At 68.1% G+C, this 17,853-nt stretch carries 19 protein-coding genes; 13 read left to right on the top strand and 6 right to left on the bottom strand.

Annotation, left to right across the window (positions count from 1 at the left end; all coding sequences use genetic code 11):
* Window positions 1-99 precede the first annotated feature (99 nt).
* The 4 genes from WS78_RS18405 (at window position 100) to gor (ending at window position 4,127) form a co-directional block, all read left to right on the top strand.
* Window positions 100-1,749 carry an NRAMP family divalent metal transporter gene (locus WS78_RS18405; RefSeq protein ID WP_038748366.1) on the top strand — a complete coding sequence of 550 codons (1,650 nt, stop codon included), beginning with the start codon at window positions 100-102 and terminating at the stop codon, window positions 1,747-1,749.
* Between the two features lie 73 nt (window positions 1,750-1,822).
* Window positions 1,823-2,008 carry a hypothetical protein gene (locus WS78_RS18400; RefSeq protein WP_038748365.1) on the top strand — a complete coding sequence of 62 codons (186 nt, stop codon included), beginning with the start codon at window positions 1,823-1,825 and terminating at the stop codon, window positions 2,006-2,008.
* A gap of 350 nt (window positions 2,009-2,358) precedes the next feature.
* Window positions 2,359-2,583 (top strand): hypothetical protein, encoded by a 225-nt coding sequence (locus WS78_RS18390; protein WP_038748363.1) that lies wholly within the window; start codon window positions 2,359-2,361, stop codon window positions 2,581-2,583.
* A 182-nt stretch (window positions 2,584-2,765) separates the two neighbouring features.
* Window positions 2,766-4,127, top strand: a complete 1,362-nt coding sequence (gor, locus tag WS78_RS18385) for a glutathione-disulfide reductase (protein WP_059578286.1) — start codon at window positions 2,766-2,768, stop codon at window positions 4,125-4,127.
* A gap of 153 nt (window positions 4,128-4,280) precedes the next feature.
* Here the strand turns inward: gor and WS78_RS18380 are convergent, their stop codons facing one another.
* From WS78_RS18380 to WS78_RS37130, 4 genes are all read right to left on the bottom strand, one after another.
* Window positions 4,281-4,586, bottom strand: a complete 306-nt coding sequence (locus WS78_RS18380) for a DUF4148 domain-containing protein (protein ID WP_038748633.1) — start codon at window positions 4,584-4,586, stop codon at window positions 4,281-4,283.
* Between the two features lie 176 nt (window positions 4,587-4,762).
* Complete coding sequence (locus WS78_RS36035; RefSeq protein ID WP_156437530.1) at window positions 4,763-5,209, bottom strand: hypothetical protein; 447 nt, start codon at window positions 5,207-5,209, stop codon at window positions 4,763-4,765.
* Window positions 5,210-5,252: 43 nt separating this feature from the next.
* Window positions 5,253-5,510 carry a hypothetical protein gene (locus WS78_RS37140; RefSeq protein WP_082745238.1) on the bottom strand — a complete coding sequence of 86 codons (258 nt, stop codon included), beginning with the start codon at window positions 5,508-5,510 and terminating at the stop codon, window positions 5,253-5,255.
* A gap of 361 nt (window positions 5,511-5,871) precedes the next feature.
* On the bottom strand, window positions 5,872-6,057 hold the full coding sequence (locus WS78_RS37130) for a hypothetical protein (protein WP_197419452.1): 186 nt from the start codon (window positions 6,055-6,057) through the stop codon (window positions 5,872-5,874).
* Window positions 6,058-6,879: 822 nt separating this feature from the next.
* On the opposite strand from WS78_RS37130, the gene argG reads away from it, so the two are divergent.
* From argG to WS78_RS18340, 4 genes are all read left to right on the top strand, one after another.
* A complete protein-coding gene (gene argG / locus WS78_RS18355; protein ID WP_038748355.1) occupies window positions 6,880-8,220 on the top strand; it encodes an argininosuccinate synthase in 1,341 nt (446 codons plus the stop codon).
* A gap of 291 nt (window positions 8,221-8,511) precedes the next feature.
* The gene (locus WS78_RS18350; protein WP_038748353.1) at window positions 8,512-9,015 is read left to right on the top strand and encodes a hypothetical protein; all 504 of its coding nucleotides are present in this window, start codon (window positions 8,512-8,514) and stop codon (window positions 9,013-9,015) included.
* Window positions 9,016-9,113: 98 nt separating this feature from the next.
* On the top strand, window positions 9,114-9,821 hold the full coding sequence (locus WS78_RS18345; protein ID WP_059578396.1) for a hypothetical protein: 708 nt from the start codon (window positions 9,114-9,116) through the stop codon (window positions 9,819-9,821).
* Window positions 9,822-10,173: 352 nt separating this feature from the next.
* On the top strand, window positions 10,174-10,374 hold the full coding sequence (locus WS78_RS18340) for a heavy-metal-associated domain-containing protein (RefSeq protein ID WP_038748349.1): 201 nt from the start codon (window positions 10,174-10,176) through the stop codon (window positions 10,372-10,374).
* Window positions 10,375-10,452: 78 nt separating this feature from the next.
* Here WS78_RS18340 and WS78_RS18335 read toward each other — a convergent pair whose 3' ends face one another.
* Both WS78_RS18335 and WS78_RS18330 read right to left on the bottom strand, forming a co-directional pair.
* Window positions 10,453-12,858 (bottom strand): heavy metal translocating P-type ATPase, encoded by a 2,406-nt coding sequence (locus WS78_RS18335; protein WP_059578307.1) that lies wholly within the window; start codon window positions 12,856-12,858, stop codon window positions 10,453-10,455.
* Window positions 12,859-13,032: 174 nt separating this feature from the next.
* Window positions 13,033-13,239: a DUF2933 domain-containing protein gene (locus WS78_RS18330; RefSeq protein WP_226377167.1), complete on the bottom strand. Its 207-nt coding sequence runs from the start codon at window positions 13,237-13,239 to the stop codon at window positions 13,033-13,035.
* Window positions 13,240-13,907: 668 nt separating this feature from the next.
* On the opposite strand from WS78_RS18330, the gene WS78_RS18325 reads away from it, so the two are divergent.
* The 5 genes from WS78_RS18325 to WS78_RS18300 all read left to right on the top strand — a co-directional run bounded on the left by WS78_RS18325 (window position 13,908) and on the right by WS78_RS18300 (window position 17,843).
* Window positions 13,908-14,576, top strand: a complete 669-nt coding sequence (locus WS78_RS18325; RefSeq protein WP_059578311.1) for a LemA family protein — start codon at window positions 13,908-13,910, stop codon at window positions 14,574-14,576.
* A complete protein-coding gene (locus WS78_RS18320) occupies window positions 14,573-15,421 on the top strand; it encodes a TPM domain-containing protein (protein WP_059578315.1) in 849 nt (282 codons plus the stop codon). The genes WS78_RS18325 and WS78_RS18320 overlap by 4 nt, the downstream gene beginning before the upstream one ends.
* Window positions 15,421-15,918, top strand: a complete 498-nt coding sequence (locus WS78_RS18315) for a TPM domain-containing protein (RefSeq protein WP_038748342.1) — start codon at window positions 15,421-15,423, stop codon at window positions 15,916-15,918. Before WS78_RS18320 ends, WS78_RS18315 begins: the two co-directional genes overlap by 1 nt.
* Window positions 15,919-16,082: 164 nt before the next feature.
* Complete coding sequence (locus tag WS78_RS18310) at window positions 16,083-16,451, top strand: hypothetical protein (protein ID WP_038748341.1); 369 nt, start codon at window positions 16,083-16,085, stop codon at window positions 16,449-16,451.
* A 93-nt stretch (window positions 16,452-16,544) separates the two neighbouring features.
* On the top strand, window positions 16,545-17,843 hold the full coding sequence (locus WS78_RS18300) for a TolC family protein (RefSeq protein WP_059578318.1): 1,299 nt from the start codon (window positions 16,545-16,547) through the stop codon (window positions 17,841-17,843).
* Window positions 17,844-17,853 lie beyond the last annotated feature (10 nt).

Here is a 17,853-nt window from a genome sequence, read left to right as displayed (position 1 = left end):
TCGGCATGCGCCGAGCGCGGCGCCGCGTCGCGGTGCTTGCGCTTCGCGCATGCCGGGGATGCGCGCCGACGAAAACCATACCTACCGGGGAGAACCCATATGTCCACGCCAACCGACGTCTCGCCCCCCATCGCCGTCGAGCGCAGCGCGGTCCTCGATCACGCGCACATCGGCGACATCAAGGGCGCGCTCGGCACGATCGCGCATCACGACACCGCGCCTCGCAGCAACTGGTGGGCGCGTTTGCGCACGCTGCTCGCGATTCTCGGGCCGGGCCTCATCGTGATGGTCGGCGACAACGACGCCGGCGCGTTCGGCACTTATACGCAAGCGGGCCAGAACTATGGCACGACGCTCTTGTGGACGCTGCTGTTGCTCGTGCCCGTGCTGTTCGTGAATCAGGAGATGGTGCTGCGTCTCGGCGCCGTCACGGGCGTCGGTCACGCACGCCTCATCTTCGAGCGCTTCGGCAAGTTCTGGGGCGCGTTCAGCGTGATCGACCTCTTCATCCTGAACGCGCTCACGATCGTCACCGAGTTCATCGGCATCACGTTCGTGCTCGACTTCTTCGGCGTGTCGAAGGTTGCGGGGGTGTGCATTGCCGCGGCGCTCACGATGGCGGCCGTCAGTACGGGCGATTTTCGCCGGTTCGAGCGCTTTGCGGTCGTGCTCTGCCTGCTGAGCCTGCTGCTCGTGCCGGTGCTCGTATCGATCCATCCGCCCGTGCATCAGATGACGCGCGACCTGTTCGTGCCGGGTTGGCCGACGCACGCGAAGCTCTCCGACGTGATGCTGCTCGTGATCGGCATCGTCGGCACGACGATCGCGCCATGGCAGCTGTTCTTTCAGCAAAGCTACGTGATCGACAAGCGGATCACGCCGCGCTTCATGAAATACGAGAAGGTGGACCTGTGGATCGGCATCGTGTTCGTGATGATCGGCGCGATCGCGATGATCGCGTTCTGTGCGGCGCTGTTCGAGGGACGCCCCGAGGCGGGCAACTTCACCGACGCGGGCGGCGTGATCGCGGGCCTCGCGAAGTACGCGGGCCACACGAGCGCGACGCTCTTCGCGATCGCGCTGCTCGACGCGTCGATCATCGGCGCGGCGGCGGTGTCGCTCGCGACCGCGTACGCGATCGGCGACGTGTTCAAGATCCGTCACTCGCTTCATCGCAGCGTGTCGGACGCGAAGGGCTTCTACTTGGTCTATTTCGGCATCGTTGCCGCGGCGGCCGCGCTCGTGCTGATTCCGGGCAGCCCGCTCGGGCTGCTCACGGAAGCGGTGCAGACGCTCGCGGGCGTGTTGCTGCCGAGCGCGACCGTGTTCCTGCTGCTGCTGTGCAACGACAAGGCGGTGCTCGGCCCGTGGGTCAACTCGACGAAACTGAATCTGTTCACGGGCGCGGTGATTTGGGTGCTCGTGATGTTGTCGATTATCCTGACGGCGTCCGTGATGTATCCGGACATGAGCGGCGAGACGATGCTCGAGGTGCTCGCGGGCGGCACGCTGCTCGCGGCGGCGGGCTACGTCGCGACACTCGCGCTGCGCAAGCGCGGCATCGAGCCGGCCGAGCCGGCCGTCGACCGCAGCCTGCGCGACACGTGGCGGATGCCGCCGCTCGACACGCTGCCCGCGCCGCGGATCACGATGTCGACGCGCATCTGGATGGGCGTGCTGCGCGGCTATCTGGTGCTCGCGGTCGGGCTCGTGATCGTGAAGGTCGTGCAGATGGCGTTTTTCAGGTAGCCGGCGCGTGCGGCCGTTCGCAGCGCGCAGCCGGCCGTTTTCCGACGATTCCAATTCTTGCGGGAGCGACAGGATGAAGCGTTACGCGTGGGCTGCATCGATGATCGCGGTGTTGCTGATCGCCGCGTGCACGAGAACGGACGACGACGAAGTGAGCAGCAAGACCAACGATGCGGCCGTCGCGGCGGCCGCCGCATCCGACGTGCCGGCGAGCACCGGCGCCGTGGCGGCCGCGCCCGCATCCGGCGCAAGCGAATGAGCCCAAGCGTGCGCGCGGCGCGCGCCGCGCGTAGTGCCGCTCGCGGGAAAGTAGAGGATTCCTGCGAATGAAAGCCGGACGAAAACCATCCGACATAGTTTGACAGTTGCGCGGGCGGGAGTGAGCTAAGCTGCTTGCGCGCGGCTTCGCGATCGTCGCCGATCGCGCCGCGCGTGCGTGCCTGGTTCGCTGTCGTCCGCCGGAGCGCGCCTTCGCCGATGTTTCGCGCATCGGCTCTCGCGAGCGGTGGCGCCCGGAGTAACGGGCGCTACCGAATGTTACAAAACGCGGCGCTGCATGAATGTCCATGCAATCATGCTCGCTCACGTTCAACCTAAACGGTGATTGCGATGGGAATCTTGAATACGGTAGGTGAGATTGCAGGCGCGGTGGCGGCCGTCGAGGCAGCCGAGAAGGTCGATCCGGATGCCGGCCTGCTGACGAAGGCCGCGGCCGCGGTTGGCGGCTTCAAGGGCGCCGAGGCGCTCGAGAATCTCGTCGAGAAAAAGAAGGACGACGAAGCGGCGGACGGCGAGAACGCCGCCGCGCCGGACAGCGACGCATCGCAGGCGTGACGCGTCGGCGCGAAGATCCGGCATCTCGCGCGACACGAAGCGGAAGGCATCGCCTTCCGCTTTTTTTTCGCCGCGCGCAATCCACAGATGATTGCGGTGCATGACAGTACGCGCGCTCGCGGCCGCACGAAAGGCGAAATCTTGCTATCGTCGGGTCATCGAGGCTTTGATCAGGCGACGCCATGGAATTCGATTACGATCTCTTTGTCATCGGCGCGGGCTCGGGCGGCGTGCGCCTCGGCCGGGTCGCGGCATCCTACGGTGCGCGCGTCGGCATCGCCGAGGAAGAGCAGATCGGCGGCACCTGCGTGCTGCGCGGATGCATTCCGAAAAAACTGCTTGTCTATGCATCGCATTACGGCCATGACGTCGAGGATGCGGCCGGCTTCGGCTGGACCTTCGACATCGGTTTGTTCTCGTGGCCGACGCTCATCGAAGCGAAGGATCGCGAGATCGCGCGCCTGAGCGGCGTCTACGTCGATCTGCTGAACAAATCGGGCGTCGAGATCCATGCGGGGCGCGCGACGCTCGTCGACGCGCACACGGTCGACGTCGCGGGGCGCCGCGTTACCGCGCGGCACATCGGCGTCGCGACGGGCTCGCGGCCCGTCATGCCGCCGATTCCCGGCATCGAGCACGCGATCACGTCGCGCGAGGCGCTCAGCCTGCCCGAGCTGCCCGGGCGGATCGCGATCGTCGGCGGCGGTTACATCGCGGTCGAGTTCGCGGGCATCTTCGACGGGCTCGGCGCCGACGTCGACCTGTTCTATCGCGGCGAGCAGATCCTGCGCGGCTTCGACGACGACGTGCGGCGCGTGCTGCACGACGAGATGACGAAGCACGGCGTCGCGATCCACACGCGCTCGAGCGTCGAGGCGATCGAGCGCGGCGCCGACGGCGCGCTGACGCTCAAGCTCGCGACGGGCGCGTACGGGCCGTACGACGCGGTGCTGTACGCGACGGGGCGCGTCGCGAATTGCGACGCGCTCGGGCTCGAGGCGGCCGGCGTCGCGCGCGATGCGCGCGGCGCGATCGAAGTCGATGCGTATTCGACGACGACGGCGCCGTCGATCCACGCGATCGGCGACGTCACCGCCCGTCCGCAACTCACGCCCGTCGCGACGCGCGACGCCATGCTGCTCGCGGCGAACCTGTTCGGCGGCAAGCGGATCGCGGCCGACCATCGGTACATTCCTTCCGCCGTGTTCAGCCAGCCGGAGGTCGCGACGGTCGGGCTCACCGAGGCGGACGCGCGCGCCGAGTTCGGCGCGCTCGACATCTACAAGACGTCGTTTCGCGCGCTGCGGCACACGCTGTCCGGCCGCGACGAGAAGACGTTCATGAAGCTCGTCGTCGCGCGCGACAGCCAGCGCGTGGTCGGCGCGCACATGGTCGGGCGCGATGCGGCGGAAATCATCCAGGGCGTCGCGATCGCGATTCGCGCAGGCGCGACGAAGGCGCAATTCGACGAGACGGTCGGCATCCATCCGACCGCCGCCGAGGAATTCGTCACGCTGCGGCAGAAGGAACCGGACGACGCGTGACGCGCGCTCGCGCGATGTGCGACGTGCGACGTGCGACGTGCGACGTGCGACGTGCGACGGGCGGCGGGCGGCGGGCGGCGGATCGCACACGCGGCCGCTCGGGCCGCCGCACCGTGCCGCGGGTAACGGCATGCGCGGGCGTACGCACCGCCGTCAGTTGCCGTTCGACGAGATCGAGCCGCCCGCGCCGACGCAATCCGTCTGATATTTCTGCATCAGCTTTTGCTGCGCATCGTCGATGTCGTCGGGGTAGCCGTTCTCGTCGCCGGCGGAAGGGTTGTAGCCGACCGATTCCAGTTCGGACAATTCGTTCATCAATTGCGCTCGCGTGACGGGCCCGTTCGTGTGCGCGAACGGGTAGTCCGAACATTGCGCGGGCGTGAGCTTCGGCGCGGCGTGCGCGGCGGCGCCGAGCGTCAGCGCGAACGTGCAGGCGAGCGTGCAGACCGGGAATTTCATCTGCGACTCCTTCATGTATTCGATGCTCCGATTCGGGCAGCCGTTGGATTGCCCGGCGATGCCGGCCGAGGCGCCGATCGCGGAATGAAGGCTTAAGCGTCGCGATGTGTCGAAACGGCAACGCACGAGTGACGCGAGTTTCATCCACGCGCATCCGCGAAACAGTGCCTTGAGATTTAGAGCGGATATCTAAATAATTGTTCATGCCGCTGTTCGCGAAACGTCTTGTGCGCGTTGCTATCGTCGGGTTCACGGATGGCGCACGCAACGTATGCCCCGTGTGTGCGGTGCGACGGGCAACGAACCGACGAGACGAGAGTGGGGTTGGCGATGAAGCGGACGGTGAGCGCAATGGTGCTGGCGGCCAGTTTGTTCGCGCCGGCGATGTCGTACGCAAAGGTGCAGGGCGAAGGCGGCCCGATCGCCGACGTGACGCTGATACGGAAGGCCATCGAAAGCGAACGGCGCGCGGCCGATGCTGCCGGTGGCGCTTGCAAAGCGCCTGCGAATGCGTCCGCGCGCACGTGCGGCGATCGGGGCGCGACTGGAAAGGGACAGCGCGCGGCGGGCTGATGCGGTTCACTGCGCGCGCGGCGCATCGTGACGGCGATCACGTACGACATGAAGCGCGAGGCCGATGTCGCGCGTGATCGACTGGTAGATGATCTATTGCAACGCAATGCGATGCCTGACGGCGAAACCGCCGACGCGATTCATCACCGGCTCGATCACGAGCGGATGTACGCGAACTATTACGGCTTCTTTCCGGCGAACGGCGCGCATATCGCGGGCGGCGTGCTCGCGTTTCCGCCTGTGCCGGCGGCGTATCGCGAAGGAACGACGCTCGATCATGCGCTGAAGACCGGGGGCGATCAGGTCGCGCCTGTCGTGCGCGCGACGGCCGAAGTGCGCGAACGGCGACACGCTCCTGCTCGCGCGCGACTTCGCCGATCTACGGCACGGGCACCGTCGACGCGTTGCCGTTCAGAATCGGCGGCGGCGTCGTGCCGGGCGGCATCTGCTTGAGCACGGTCTGCGATGCCGACGCCACGTGCGCGGCGGCCGTGCGGATGTCACGCCCGGCTGGAAGCAGATCTTCACGATGCCGTAGCCGCGAATCGTGCGGATCATCGACTGCTCCGACTCGAGATGGCGCGTGAGCGATTCGTGCAGCTTCGCGAGGCTATGCGTCGGCAACGCTAAGCTCGCCCGGCCGAGCTCGGTGCGCTGCACGAACAAAACGGCGCCGTCGTACGGCGGTGCTTTTCGATGTGCCAGCATGGCTTTATTTTCGTCGCGTACTGCGGCGAGCGCGGCGGGACTTCCGGAATCGCGGCCGCATCGACGCGCGCAACTGGCTCAGGTACCGGATCGCGGCATCCACGTCCTCGGTATCGAGCAGCGCCGCCGCCTGTTCGATCGAGACCATCGCCGTTTTCTTGCCGCGATCGTTGAACATTTCGATGCGCATCGGGCGTCACATGACGCGCTTCCTCGCCATTCCTCGCCATTGCAGCGTGCGGGGATTATCGACGGGCGGCGCGCGGTGAAATCTGAAACAAGGCGGCCGGATGAATTTCGTTCCAGGAGTGCTCGTCGCGGCTTGGCCGACCGCCGGCGTCGGCATGGCCGGTTCGGACGCGCGTCGGTCGGGGCTCGGCGATCGGCTGCTCCGTGCGCCCACGTGCCTGACGCCCGAACGCGCGTCGGCGGCGCTCGACGGCGGCCGATTTCCGCGTCGACCGGCGCGGCGGGCCGACGGATGTCTGGCCGCCGGCCCGCTGCCGTGCCGCTGAGCGGCTCTCGGGCCTTGTGCGATCACCGTCAGGAAGACACGTCGAATCCGCCCGGTTCCGCCCGGAACGCGGAGCCAACGCGGATCGCTCCCGACTCGGACTCGACTCGAGCCCGATTCGAACTCGGGTTGAGTCCGAGTCGAACCGCCGATCGATCCCGGCCGAATCCAATCCTTTGGCCGCCGCAAAGCGCTCGCAGGATGGTTCGAGCCGCAGGCGCATCGCCGAGCCAGGCGCGACGCATCGCCCGCTCTCGGCCGATCCCGAGCAGATCCCTAGCCGATCCCCCGCAAAGCCCTTCCAGCCGGGCCGCGGCGGCCTTCCGGCCGCGCCCGCGCGGCCCGCCGAATCGCGGCACGGCCGCCGATTCTCCGCGCCGAACGCCCCGAATCTCCGGCCGGCCGCGCCGCGCGCGAGACTTGCCTCATAATCAGGCACAGCCGATACTCTTGGATTCCGCCAAATTCCCCCTTCCAACTGATTGAACGGTTTTCGTCATGACCACGATTCTTGAAAATCTCCCGGCCGGCCAGAAGGTCGGCATCGCGTTCTCCGGCGGCCTCGACACGAGCGCCGCGCTGCACTGGATGCGCATCAAGGGAGCCGTTCCTTACGCGTACACGGCCAACCTCGGCCAGCCCGACGAAGACGACTACGACTCGATCCCGAAGCGCGCGATCCAGTACGGCGCCGAAGGCGCGCGCCTGATCGACTGCCGCGCGCAGCTCGTGGCCGAGGGGATCGCGGCGCTCCAGTGCGGCGCGTTCCACATCTCGACGGCCGGCGTCACGTATTTCAATACGACCCCGATTGGCCGCGCCGTGACGGGCACGATGCTCGTCGCCGCGATGAAGGAAGACGGCGTCAACATCTGGGGCGACGGCAGCACGTACAAGGGCAACGACATCGAGCGCTTCTACCGCTACGGCCTGCTCGTCAATCCGGACCTGAAGATCTACAAGCCGTGGCTCGACCAGCAGTTCATCGACGAGCTCGGCGGCCGCGCGGAAATGTCCGAATTCATGCGCCAGGCGGGCTTCGGGTACAAGATGTCGGCGGAGAAGGCGTACTCGACCGATTCGAACCTGCTCGGCGCGACGCACGAGGCGAAGGATCTCGAGAGCCTCGAGAGCGGCATCAAGATCGTCAATCCGATCATGGGCGTCGCGTTCTGGCACGACGACGTGAAGATCGACAAGGAAGAAGTGACGATCCGCTTCGAAGAGGGCCGTCCGGTCGCGCTGAACGGCGTCGAATACAAGGATGCGGTCGAGCTGCTGCTCGAGGCGAACCGGATCGGCGGCCGCCACGGCCTCGGCATGAGCGACCAGATCGAGAACCGGATCATCGAGGCGAAGAGCCGCGGCATCTACGAAGCCCCGGGGCTCGCGCTGCTGTACATCGCGTACGAGCGCCTCGTCACCGGCATCCACAACGAGGATACGATCGAGCAGTACCGCGAGAACGGCCGCCGCCTCGGCCGCCTGCTGTACCAGGGCCGCTGGTTCGATCCGCAGGCGATCATGCTGCGCGAGACCGCGCAGCATTGGGTCGCGCGCGCGGTCACGGGCGAGGTGACGGTCGAGCTGCGCCGCGGCAACGATTACTCGATCCTCGCCACGCGCTCGCCGAACCTGACGTACCAGCCGGAGCGCCTGTCGATGGAGAAGGTGCAGTCGATGTTCTCGCCGCGCGACCGGATCGGCCAGTTGACGATGCGCAACCTCGACATCACCGATACGCGCGAGAAGCTGCGCATCTACTCGCAGGTCGGCCTGCTGGCGCCGGGCGAGGCGTCGGGGTTGCCGCAGTTGAAGGAAGACCAGGGCGGCAACTGACGCCCTGGCGTGCGCTTGCCGCCGCGCGCGGCCGGGAGCGAACCGACGTTCGCCCCCGGCCGCGAACAAGCGGGGCGGCCGACGTGAATGAAACGCCCGCGCCGCAATCGCGCGGGCGGCGCGCGGCGAAGGCGAAACGGCGTAAAGCCGCGCCGAGCCGCACCAAGCCGCGGACAGCTTCGTTGTCCGCGCCGCCGAGCCGGAGCGAAGGCCGGCCCGCCGTACGCATCAACCGTCTAACGCCGCCGCGATCGCGCGTTCGCAGAACCGATAACAAGAATGGGGGGTGATATGTTCCAGATGCTTCCGTCGATGACGCTCGGCCGACGCCTGTCGGTGTGGTGGTCCTGCATATGGCGCCAGACGCTCGCGAGCGTGCCGGTGTGGATTCTCGGCGTGGCGATCGTCGGTTTGACGATATGGCAAACCCTTCCCGTCGCCGGCCAGCCGCCGAGCGGCAAGGCGATGGCGCTCGCGCTCGTGATCTTCGTCGTCTGTTTCGCGATTTGCCTGCCGATCACCGGATACACGGTGCGCATGGGGTTCGCCGCGCACGCATTGCCGGCGCCCGGCCGATTGTCGTTCGGGCAGGCGCTGATGATCGGATTGACGACGGCCGGCTGGGCCACGCTCGCCGCGTTGCCGATCAGCGCGGTGACGATGCCGCTGCGCCACGGCGGCCATCCGCTCGCCGGCCAGGCGATCGGCCTCGTGCTGAACATCGCGGCCGGCATGTACGTCGTGTTGCCGCGGCAGGCGCGGCGGCTGCGGCTGCAGGCGGGCGAATCGGCGTGACGCCGCGCGCGTCGCGACCGGCGCGCGCGATTCGCCGCCGCGCATGCGCGTTGCACGGCAATTCGATGAAAGGGGAACGTATGAACTGGGGAATCCGCATGCGAGCAACGGTCGCGGCGGCCGCGATGTCGGCGAGCGTCGCGGCGCTCGCCGCCGGCTCCGCGGTGGACGCGGGCCGCTATCTGTACGTCGAAGGCGGAAGCGCGCACGGCGTGCTGACCGTCAAGGGCAATACCTTCAACATCGAAACGATAGGCGGCAACTGCCATACCTGCGCGTTGAGCGGCACGTTCAAGGGGCGCGTCGGCGTCGCGAACGACGGCGGCAATGTCTGCCGGATCGCGGTGTCCGGCGGGCAGGGCGTCGTCAAGCTGGATACGTCGGGCTCCGAAGCGTGCCGGGATTTTTGCGGGATGCGCGCGTCGTTCGACGGCGAATACCGGCGTCCGCCCGCCGCGTGCGCGGATCAGTCGCGGGCCGTGCGCACCGAGCGATCGCACCGGCAATACGCGGCGCACGATTACGGCGCGGCGCGCGCGACGCTCACGTCGCTGCTCGCCGAGTGCAGCGGCTTCATGGACTGGATCGAGCTGGACCGGGCGAAGAGCGATCTGGCGCTCACGGAATATCACCGCGGCGATCGCGCGCAATGCGTGGCCGTGCTGTCCGATACGATCGCCTACCGCGCGCAGCAGGAGCACAGCGAGGCGTTCGGCCTTCCGCCCTGCGATGCCGACAACTACAAGTCGACGGGCGACGCGATCCTGCACAATCTCGCGCTCTGCCAGGCGCCGGCGCAGCGTTGACGTACGGGGGCGGCGCGGCGGTCTCGGCGAATGTCGGGAATGCGACATGCGTCGATCCCGTCGATCGTGGCGATCGTGCGCCGCCGGAACGTGACGCGGCGCGCGGATCGTGCACCGGGATCGCCGCGACCGCGTCGAGCGCGTAGTGCGGTTGGTGGTCGCGTTTGAGTCGGCGTTGGGGCTCGCGTTCGATTGGCCGTGCGACCGTGCTTCGACTGCCCGACTGCCCGAACACCCGAACACCCGAACACCCGATCACCTCACACCCGATCACCTCACACCCCAGCGCTTGACCTTCCCACAGTGGGAAGATGCATCCTCCGATCGCCTCACATCCTTTTGGAGAAGCAGCATGAAACTCGAAGTGAAAGACATGTCGTGCGGCGGCTGCGCGAACGCGATCACGCAAGCGATCACGGCCGTCGATCCTGCCGCGACCGTTTCCGTCGACATCGCGTCGAAAGCGGTCGAAGTCGGCTCGACGCTCGGTGTCGAGCGCGTGGTCGCCATCGTCGAAACTGCCGGGTTCCATCCGGTTGTCGTCGCGCCGTGAGCGACGCACGGGGTTGACACCGCGTTGACTCGCGGGATCGGTGCACGGCGGCGCGCGCCGCCGTGCACCGCCGCCCGCTCAGGTTTTCGCGCGACGCAGCCGCAGCGCGTTGCCGATGACCGACACCGAGCTTGCCGCCATCGCGGCGCTCGCGAGGATCGGGCTCAGCGTGACGCCGAACCACGGATACAGCACGCCCGCCGCGACCGGAACGCCGAGCGCGTTGTAGACGAACGCGAAGAACAGGTTTTGCCGGATGTTCGTCATCGTCGCGACGCTGAGCGCGCGCGCCCGCGCGATGCCGCGCAGATCGCCCTTCACGAGCACGATCCGGGCGCTGTTCATCGCGACGTCGGTGCCCGTGCCCATCGCAATGCCGACGTTCGCCTGCGCGAGCGCCGGCGCATCGTTGACGCCGTCGCCCGCCATCGCGACGACGTGCCCCTGCCGCTGCAGCGCCTGCACGTACGCGTATTTGTCGGCGGGCAGCACGCCCGCCTTCACGCCGTCGAGCGACAGCGCTTTCGCGACCGCGTTCGCGGTGACGAGATTGTCGCCCGTCAACATCACGATGCTCGCGCCCGATGCCTTGAGCAGCCGCACGGCCTCCGGCGTCGTCTCCTTGATCGGATCGGCGAGCCCGACGTAGCCCGCGAGCCGCCCGTCGATCGCGACGTACATCACGGTCTGGCCGGCTTCGCGCAGGCGGTTCGAATCCGTTTCGACCCACGCGCAGTCCACGGCGAGATCCGCCATCAGACGCGCATTGCCGAGCGCGACCGCCTGCCCGTCGATCACGCCTTTCACGCCCTTGCCGGGCACCGAATCGAACGATTCGACCGGCGCGCGCGCGGCGCCCGCCTGCTTCGCATGCTCGACGATCGCCTGCGCGAGCGGATGCTCGCTCGCGCCTTCGAGGCTGGCCGCGTAGCCGATCAGGGCGTGCTCGCGATGCGGATCGAGCGCGACGACCGTCTGCACGCGCGGCCGGCCTTCCGTCAGCGTGCCGGTTTTGTCGACGACGACCGTATCGACTTTCTCCATCAGCTCCAATGCTTCGGCATCCTTGATGAGCACGCCTTCGCGCGCGCCTCGGCCGACGCCGACGATGATCGACACGGGCGTCGCGAGGCCGAGCGCGCACGGGCACGCGATGATGAGCACGCTGATCGCGACGACGAGCGCGTTCGCGAGCGCGGGAGCCGGACCGAGTGCCGCCCACGCGGCGAACGCGATTGCGGCGAGCGCGATGACGGCGAGCACGAACCATCCGGACACCTGATCGGCGAGCTTCTGGATCGGCGCGCGCGAGCGTGCCGCCTCGGCGACCATCTGCACGATGCGCGCGAGCAGCGTGTCGGCGCCCACTTTCTCCGCGCGCATCACGAACGTGCCCGTCTGGTTGACGGTCGCGCCGGTCACCGCGCTGCCCTCCGTCTTCTCGGCCGGCATCGGTTCGCCGGTGATCATCGATTCGTCGACGCTCGAGTGCCCTTCGACGACGACGCCGTCGACCGGCACCTTCGAGCCGGGCTTCACGCGCAGCGTGTCGCCGACGACGACCGCGTCCAGCGGCACGGTTTCCTCGATGCCGTCGGGCTTCACGCGCACCGCCGTGTGCGGCGCGAGCTGCAGCAGATCGCGGATCGCGCTCGAGGTGCGCGAGCGCGCGCGCAGCTCGAGCACCTGGCCGAGCAGCACGAGCGTCACGATCGCGGCCGCCGCCTCGAAATAGAGCGGGATGTCATGGCCGCTGCGGAACGCCTGCGGAAGCGCGCGGGGGAAGAGCAGCGCGAACGCGCTGAACAGGTAGGTCGCCGAGACGCCGAGCCCGATCAGGCTGAACATGTTCAATCGCCACGCCGCGAAGGACTTCCAGCCGCGCACGAGAAACGGCCAGCCGCCCCACAGTACGACCGGCGTCGCGAGCGCCGCCTGCGCGTATTGCGACCACGACGCCGCCAGCCAGTGCGGCAGCGGCCAGTGCGCGAACAGCGCGTCGATCACGGCGCCGATGTCGAACGGCAGCGCCATCCTGCCCATCGTCATCAGCACGAGCGGCACCGACAGCACGAGCCCGACCCAGAAGCGCTTCGTCATCGATTCGAGCTCTGGGTTTCTCTCGTCGCCGGCGCCCGGCGCGAGCGGCTCGAGCGCCATGCCGCAGATCGGGCAGTCGCCCGGCGCGCGCGCGCGTATCTGCGGGTGCATCGGGCACGTGTAGATCGTGCCCGGCTTCGCCGCGGCTTCGCCGGCCGGCTGCTTCGGCATCCCGACGAATCGTTGCGGCGATGCGCGAAACGCCGTCAGGCACTTGTCGCTGCAGAAGCGATACGTGAGGCCCTGATAGTCGTGTCGACGTTGCGTGTCGATCGGCACCTTCATTCCGCAGACCGGATCGACGGCCGTTGCGCCGGGCGTCGCCGCGTCGCGCCGTTCGTTCGCGCCGTGGTCGTGATCGTGATGGACATGTGCGTCGTGCATGACAAGCGCTCCTGTCGCGTCGATGAATGTCGGTTGCTCCCGCGGCGGCGAGTTTCGTCGAGGCGCGCCGCGTCATCGCATCGCCGTGCCGTACGGCGGCGAATCGTCGTTCGATGTTGCGCCTTTCCGGCCGGCTTCGCGAGCGCGGGAGACGGAAGCCGCGAGCGGACGTTGCTAGCGGGGATGCTCATCGCCATCTTCGGAATCGAGGCGCGCACCGCTTTCCGAAGCGGTGCGGCGACGATGGCCGCGATGCATGAAAATATGCGCGAGCGGGCACGCGAACAACAACAGATACGGCAGCCAGCCTAGAACGTGGTATCGATGGCGAGGCAGCCACACGAAGGCCGCGATCGCGCCGAGCAAGAGCGCGCCGATCACGACGCGCGATCGCCAATGCGAACGAAGGCCGTGCGCGGCGCTCATCGTCTTGCTCCGCGCGGCGCATCGCAGCCGGCCGGCGGCGGACGCATGCGCGGCCAGCCGCGCCGTCGCCGTCGACGCACGAGCCGTGCGGCTTCTGTCCGTGCCGATGCCTGCGCGCGGCGAGCCGCCCCGAATTCCGTCACGAACGGGGCGGGGGCCGTTGCAATCGCGAAGCGCTCGCATGTTTTCATGTCGGGAACCTGAGCGTGACTCGGAGGCGAATGATTGCCCCACTGTAGCGCCGGCGGGGCGGCGCGAATTGACCTATCTCAATCGCGCCCCGTTACTTGCTGGCTGCCGGCTGGCGTATGGCCCGGCGCGCCATTGCTTGCGAATCCGAAACGACGGAGGCGAGCCGCGCGCACGATTTTTGCTGTCCGTTCGCGCTGGGCGACCGTTGACGCAAATCAAGCTGATCGGGAACCGCATACGTAGCATCCATTCGAAGCGTGCGCAGCCGATTTACGACTGGCCGTCCGCGATCGGCTGTCCCAAAAACAGGCCGTCCCAAACGGGCCGTCCCAAAGGGTTCGTCTCAAACGGGCCGTCCGAAGCCGGCGATCCCGGAACGGCCGTCGGCGAGTGGCGCAAGCTTTTCCGGCAAACGGCAACGGAGGTAGCAGATGCAACATCACTCTTCGGTCTCGCGCGCCGCGGCGGCGTGGTCATTTCGGTTCCGGGCCGCGTTGCTGGCCATGCTCTCACTCGCGTTGTCCGGCTGCGGCTACAACGCGATCCAGGTGCAGGACGAGCAAGTGAGCGCGAGCTGGTCGGAAGTGCTGAATCAGTATCAGCGGCGCGCGGACCTCGTGCCGAATCTCGTCAATACCGTGAAGGGCTACGCGAATCAGGAGCGCGAAGTGCTCACCCGCGTCACCGAGGCGCGCGCGCAGGTCGGCTCGCTTCGCGCGACGCCGGAGCTGCTGTCCGATCCGCAGGCGTTCGCGAAATTCGAGGCGGCGCAAGGGCAACTGACGTCGTCGCTGTCGCGCCTGCTCGTCGTGTCGGAGAATTATCCGCAACTGAAGTCGGACGCGAATTTCCGCGATCTGCAGGCGCAGCTCGAAGGCACCGAAAACCGCATCGCGGTCGCGCGCAACCGCTACATCCGCTCGGTGCAGGCGTACAACACGACGATACGCTCGTTCCCGAGCAACCTGACCGCGATGGCGTTCGGCTACAAGGAAAAACCGAACTTCTCGGTCGCGAACGAAGCGGAGATCTCGAGGCCGCCGCGCGTCGATTTCGGGAACACGCCGGCGCCCGCGCCCGCTGCCGGAGCGTCGAATTGAAGCTCTTTCGTGCGGCGTGCTTCGCCATCCTTACGTTCGCGTCGCTCGGCGGCGGAGCGTGCCGCGCCGAGCAGTCGGTGCCGCCTCTCGCCGCGCGCGTGACGGACGAGACGGGCACGCTGACGGACGCCGAGCGCGCGACGCTCGAGCAGTCGCTGAAGGATTTCGAGGCGCGCAAGGGCAGCCAGATCGCCGTGCTGATCGTGCCGACGACGCAGCCCGAGACGATCGAGCAGTATTCGATCCGCGTCGTCGAGCAATGGAAGCTCGGCCGCGCGAACGTCGACGACGGCGCGCTGCTCATCGTCGCGAAGAACGATCGCACGCTGCGCATCGAAGTCGGCTACGGCCTCGAAGGCTTGCTGACCGACGCGACGAGCCATCGGATCATCGACGAGGTCATCGTGCCGAGCTTGCGGCGCGGCGATTTCTACGGCGCAATTTCGGCGGGCGTCGGCAGCATGATGCGCGTGATCGAAGGCGAGCCGCTGCCGCCGCCGCGCCCGCGCCGCGGTGAGGATGGCGGGCTCGGCCGCTTGTTGCCCGTGCTGTTCGTGATGGCGATCGCCGCGGGCGGCGTGCTGCGCGCGATATTCGGCCGGCTCGCGGGCTCGGTGGTCACGGGCGGCGTGGTCGGCTTCGTCGCGTGGCTGTTGTCCGGCGCGCTGCTCGTCGCGATCGCGGCGGCCGCGATCGCGCTCTTCTTCACGCTGTTCGGCGGCGGAATGGGCGCGCGCGTCGGTGGGCCGTTCATCGGCGGGCGCGGCGGCTGGGGCGGCGGGCAGGGCGGCTTTCGCGGCGGCGGCGGCGGTTTCGGCGGCGGCGGCGCGTCCGGGAGGTGGTGATGGATATCGGACGAATCGCGAGGCATCTGCTGATGACACGCTGGCGCGTCGCCGCGGCGTTTCCGAAGCGCACGCTCCGCAAGATCGGGCACGCGGTCGAGGCGAGCCACGAGAAGCACGTCGGCCAGCTTCGCTTCGCGGTCGAGGGGGCGCTGCACGCGTCGGCGCTCTTCAAGGGCGTGAGCGCGCGCGAACGGGCGATCGACGTGTTTTCCGAACTGCGCGTCTGGGATACCGAGCACAACAACGGCGTGCTCATCTATCTGCTGCTCGCCGATCACGACGTCGAGATCGTCGCCGATCGCGGGATACACGCGCGCGTCGACAGCGACGACTGGGAGGAGGTGTGCCGCGCGATGGAGGCGGAATTTCGCCGCGGCCGCTTCGAAGCGGGCTCGATCCACGGAATCGAGCGCGTCACCGCGTTGCTCGCGCGGCACTATCCGGCGCGCAAGGCGCCGGGCGACGAGCTGTCGAGCGCGCCCGTCGTGCTGTGAGCCGTGCGCGGCGTCGCGACGCACGGGCGCGATCCGATTGGCTCGGCTCGACGAGACGCGATGCGATGCCGGACAAGCGATGCGCAACCCGCAACCCGATTGCAAGCAACATTCGATACGATCGTGACGAACGATGCACATTCGCTGCGCTATACTCTTGCGCGATGAAGATCCTTCGCCTGCTTCTCGTGCTGCTGTGGTGCGCGACGCTGCCCTTGACCGGGCTGGCGGCGAGCGGCCTCGTCGGCGATTGCCCGATGCAGCAGACGATGTCGATGGGCGTCGACGGCGCGATGCCGCCGTCGCAGGACTGCGAATCGATGAAATCGACGGCTGCCGGCAAGACCGGCAAAGCGAAGATCGTCTTCTGCAAAGTCATGGTGCAGTGCCAGTTCGGCAGCCTCTATCATCCGATGCCGGCGTCTGACGTAGTCCGCCCCGCGGGCGAGAGCCGTCAGGTCGTCTTCCATTACGCGAAGTCGCTTACCGTCCGCGAGCCGGGCGGATTGTGGCGACCTCCGCGCACCGCCTAACCCCGCTCCGACAGGTTCGCCGCACATGCGGCGGGTTCGTCCCGCACTCGGGACGCGGAATCCGTTCGGGATTCCATCGCTGGGGTTCAGCACATGTATTCGACATATCGCGCGCCGCGTGGCCGGCGTGCGCGCCTGCGCGCGCGCACGCTCGTCGCGGCGCTCACTTTCGCGAGCGCGGCCGCCGCGTTCGCTCAACCGGCGCCTTTCACGCTCGACGCCGCATTGCAATCGGCGACCGATCGATCGGCGGCGATGCAGGCGGCGCAGGCTTCCGTCCAGGCGAGCGCCGAGGCCGCCGTCAAAGCCGGGCAGCTGCCTGATCCGATGCTCAAGGCCGGCATCGACAATCTGCCGATCGACGGCCCGCAACGCTTCACGATCGGTCAGGAATCGATGACGATGCGCCGCATCGGCATCGCGCAGGAATGGGTGTCGGGCGACAAGCGCCGGCTGCGCACCGCGCTCGCGAACGAAGTCGTCGGCCGCGAGCGCGCCGGCTATCTGCTGCAACTCGCAAGCGTGCGCCGGCAGACGGCGGTCGCGTGGCTCAACGCGGCCTATGCGAAGAAGGCGCTCGCGCTGCAGCGCGAGCTCGTCGACGAGATGAGCCGCGAACTTGCCGCGACGCAGGCCGCCTATCGCGGCGCGAAGGCGACGGCCGCCGACGCGGTGCAGGCGCGCGCGCTGCTCGCGCAGACGCGCGACCGCCAATCGAACGCTCAGCAGGCGTTCGACACCGCATTGATCGGCTTGTCGCGCTGGACCGCCGTGCCGGTATCCGACGTGTCGGGCGAGCCGCCCGCGCCGGTGTCGTTCGTGCCGTCGCTGCCTCCGGACGAACTGAGCCACGTGCAGCCGACGCTCATCGCGGCGGACGACGACGTGGCGGTTGCCGACGCCGATGTCGCCGTCGCGAGCAGCGAGCGCCGCCCGAACTGGACGTGGGAGATCGCGTATCAGCAGCGCGGCGCGCCGTACGCGAACATGGTGTCGATCGGCGTCACGATTCCGCTGCCGATCGATCGTCGCGACCGGCAGGATCGCGACGTCTCGCAGAAGCGCGCGCTCGCAACGAAGGCGCGGCTGATGTACGAGGACGCGCGGCGGCAGGTCGAGGCGGACATTCGCACGCAGTCGGCGACGCTCGCGAGCGGCCGCGCGCGGCTCGCCGAGCTCGATCGATCGCTGCTGCCCGCGGCCGACGAGCGCGTGCGGCTTGCCGACGCCGCGTATCGCGCGGGCGCGGGCTCGCTCGCCGACGCGTTCGCCGCGCGCCGCGCGCGGCTCGATGCGCGTCTGCAAGTGCTCGATCTCGAACGCGACGTCGCGCAGAGCTGGGCGCAGCTCGAATATCAGATCGTCCCGTCGGCGACGCTCGCCGCACAATGAAGGAGCGAAC

Source organism: Burkholderia savannae (assembly GCF_001524445.2).
Lineage (GTDB): Bacteria > Pseudomonadota > Gammaproteobacteria > Burkholderiales > Burkholderiaceae > Burkholderia > Burkholderia savannae.
This window is presented reverse-complemented; position numbering and strand designations above follow the sequence as displayed.

What these genes read in the sequence shown, in the direction of transcription:
- WS78_RS18315 (WP_038748342.1), top strand. Translation starts at nt 15,421, where the DNA reads ATGGATATCGGACGAATCGCGAGGCATCTGCTGATGACACGCTGGCGC.
- WS78_RS18400 (WP_038748365.1), top strand. Translation starts at nt 1,823, where the DNA reads ATGAAGCGTTACGCGTGGGCTGCATCGATGATCGCGGTGTTGCTGATC.
- WS78_RS18345 (WP_059578396.1), top strand. Translation starts at nt 9,114, where the DNA reads ATGCGAGCAACGGTCGCGGCGGCCGCGATGTCGGCGAGCGTCGCGGCG.
- WS78_RS18325 (WP_059578311.1), top strand. Translation starts at nt 13,908, where the DNA reads ATGCAACATCACTCTTCGGTCTCGCGCGCCGCGGCGGCGTGGTCATTT.
- WS78_RS18300 (WP_059578318.1), top strand. Translation starts at nt 16,545, where the DNA reads ATGTATTCGACATATCGCGCGCCGCGTGGCCGGCGTGCGCGCCTGCGC.
- WS78_RS18310 (WP_038748341.1), top strand. Translation starts at nt 16,083, where the DNA reads ATGAAGATCCTTCGCCTGCTTCTCGTGCTGCTGTGGTGCGCGACGCTG.
- WS78_RS18390 (WP_038748363.1), top strand. Translation starts at nt 2,359, where the DNA reads ATGGGAATCTTGAATACGGTAGGTGAGATTGCAGGCGCGGTGGCGGCC.
- WS78_RS18350 (WP_038748353.1), top strand. Translation starts at nt 8,512, where the DNA reads ATGTTCCAGATGCTTCCGTCGATGACGCTCGGCCGACGCCTGTCGGTG.
- WS78_RS18335 (WP_059578307.1), bottom strand. Translation starts at nt 12,858, where the DNA reads ATGCACGACGCACATGTCCATCACGATCACGACCACGGCGCGAACGAA.
- WS78_RS36035 (WP_156437530.1), bottom strand. Translation starts at nt 5,209, where the DNA reads ATGTCGTACGTGATCGCCGTCACGATGCGCCGCGCGCGCAGTGAACCG.
- argG (WP_038748355.1), top strand. Translation starts at nt 6,880, where the DNA reads ATGACCACGATTCTTGAAAATCTCCCGGCCGGCCAGAAGGTCGGCATC.
- WS78_RS18340 (WP_038748349.1), top strand. Translation starts at nt 10,174, where the DNA reads ATGAAACTCGAAGTGAAAGACATGTCGTGCGGCGGCTGCGCGAACGCG.
- gor (WP_059578286.1), top strand. Translation starts at nt 2,766, where the DNA reads ATGGAATTCGATTACGATCTCTTTGTCATCGGCGCGGGCTCGGGCGGC.
- WS78_RS37130 (WP_197419452.1), bottom strand. Translation starts at nt 6,057, where the DNA reads ATGCGCATCGAAATGTTCAACGATCGCGGCAAGAAAACGGCGATGGTC.
- WS78_RS18405 (WP_038748366.1), top strand. Translation starts at nt 100, where the DNA reads ATGTCCACGCCAACCGACGTCTCGCCCCCCATCGCCGTCGAGCGCAGC.
- WS78_RS18380 (WP_038748633.1), bottom strand. Translation starts at nt 4,586, where the DNA reads ATGAAATTCCCGGTCTGCACGCTCGCCTGCACGTTCGCGCTGACGCTC.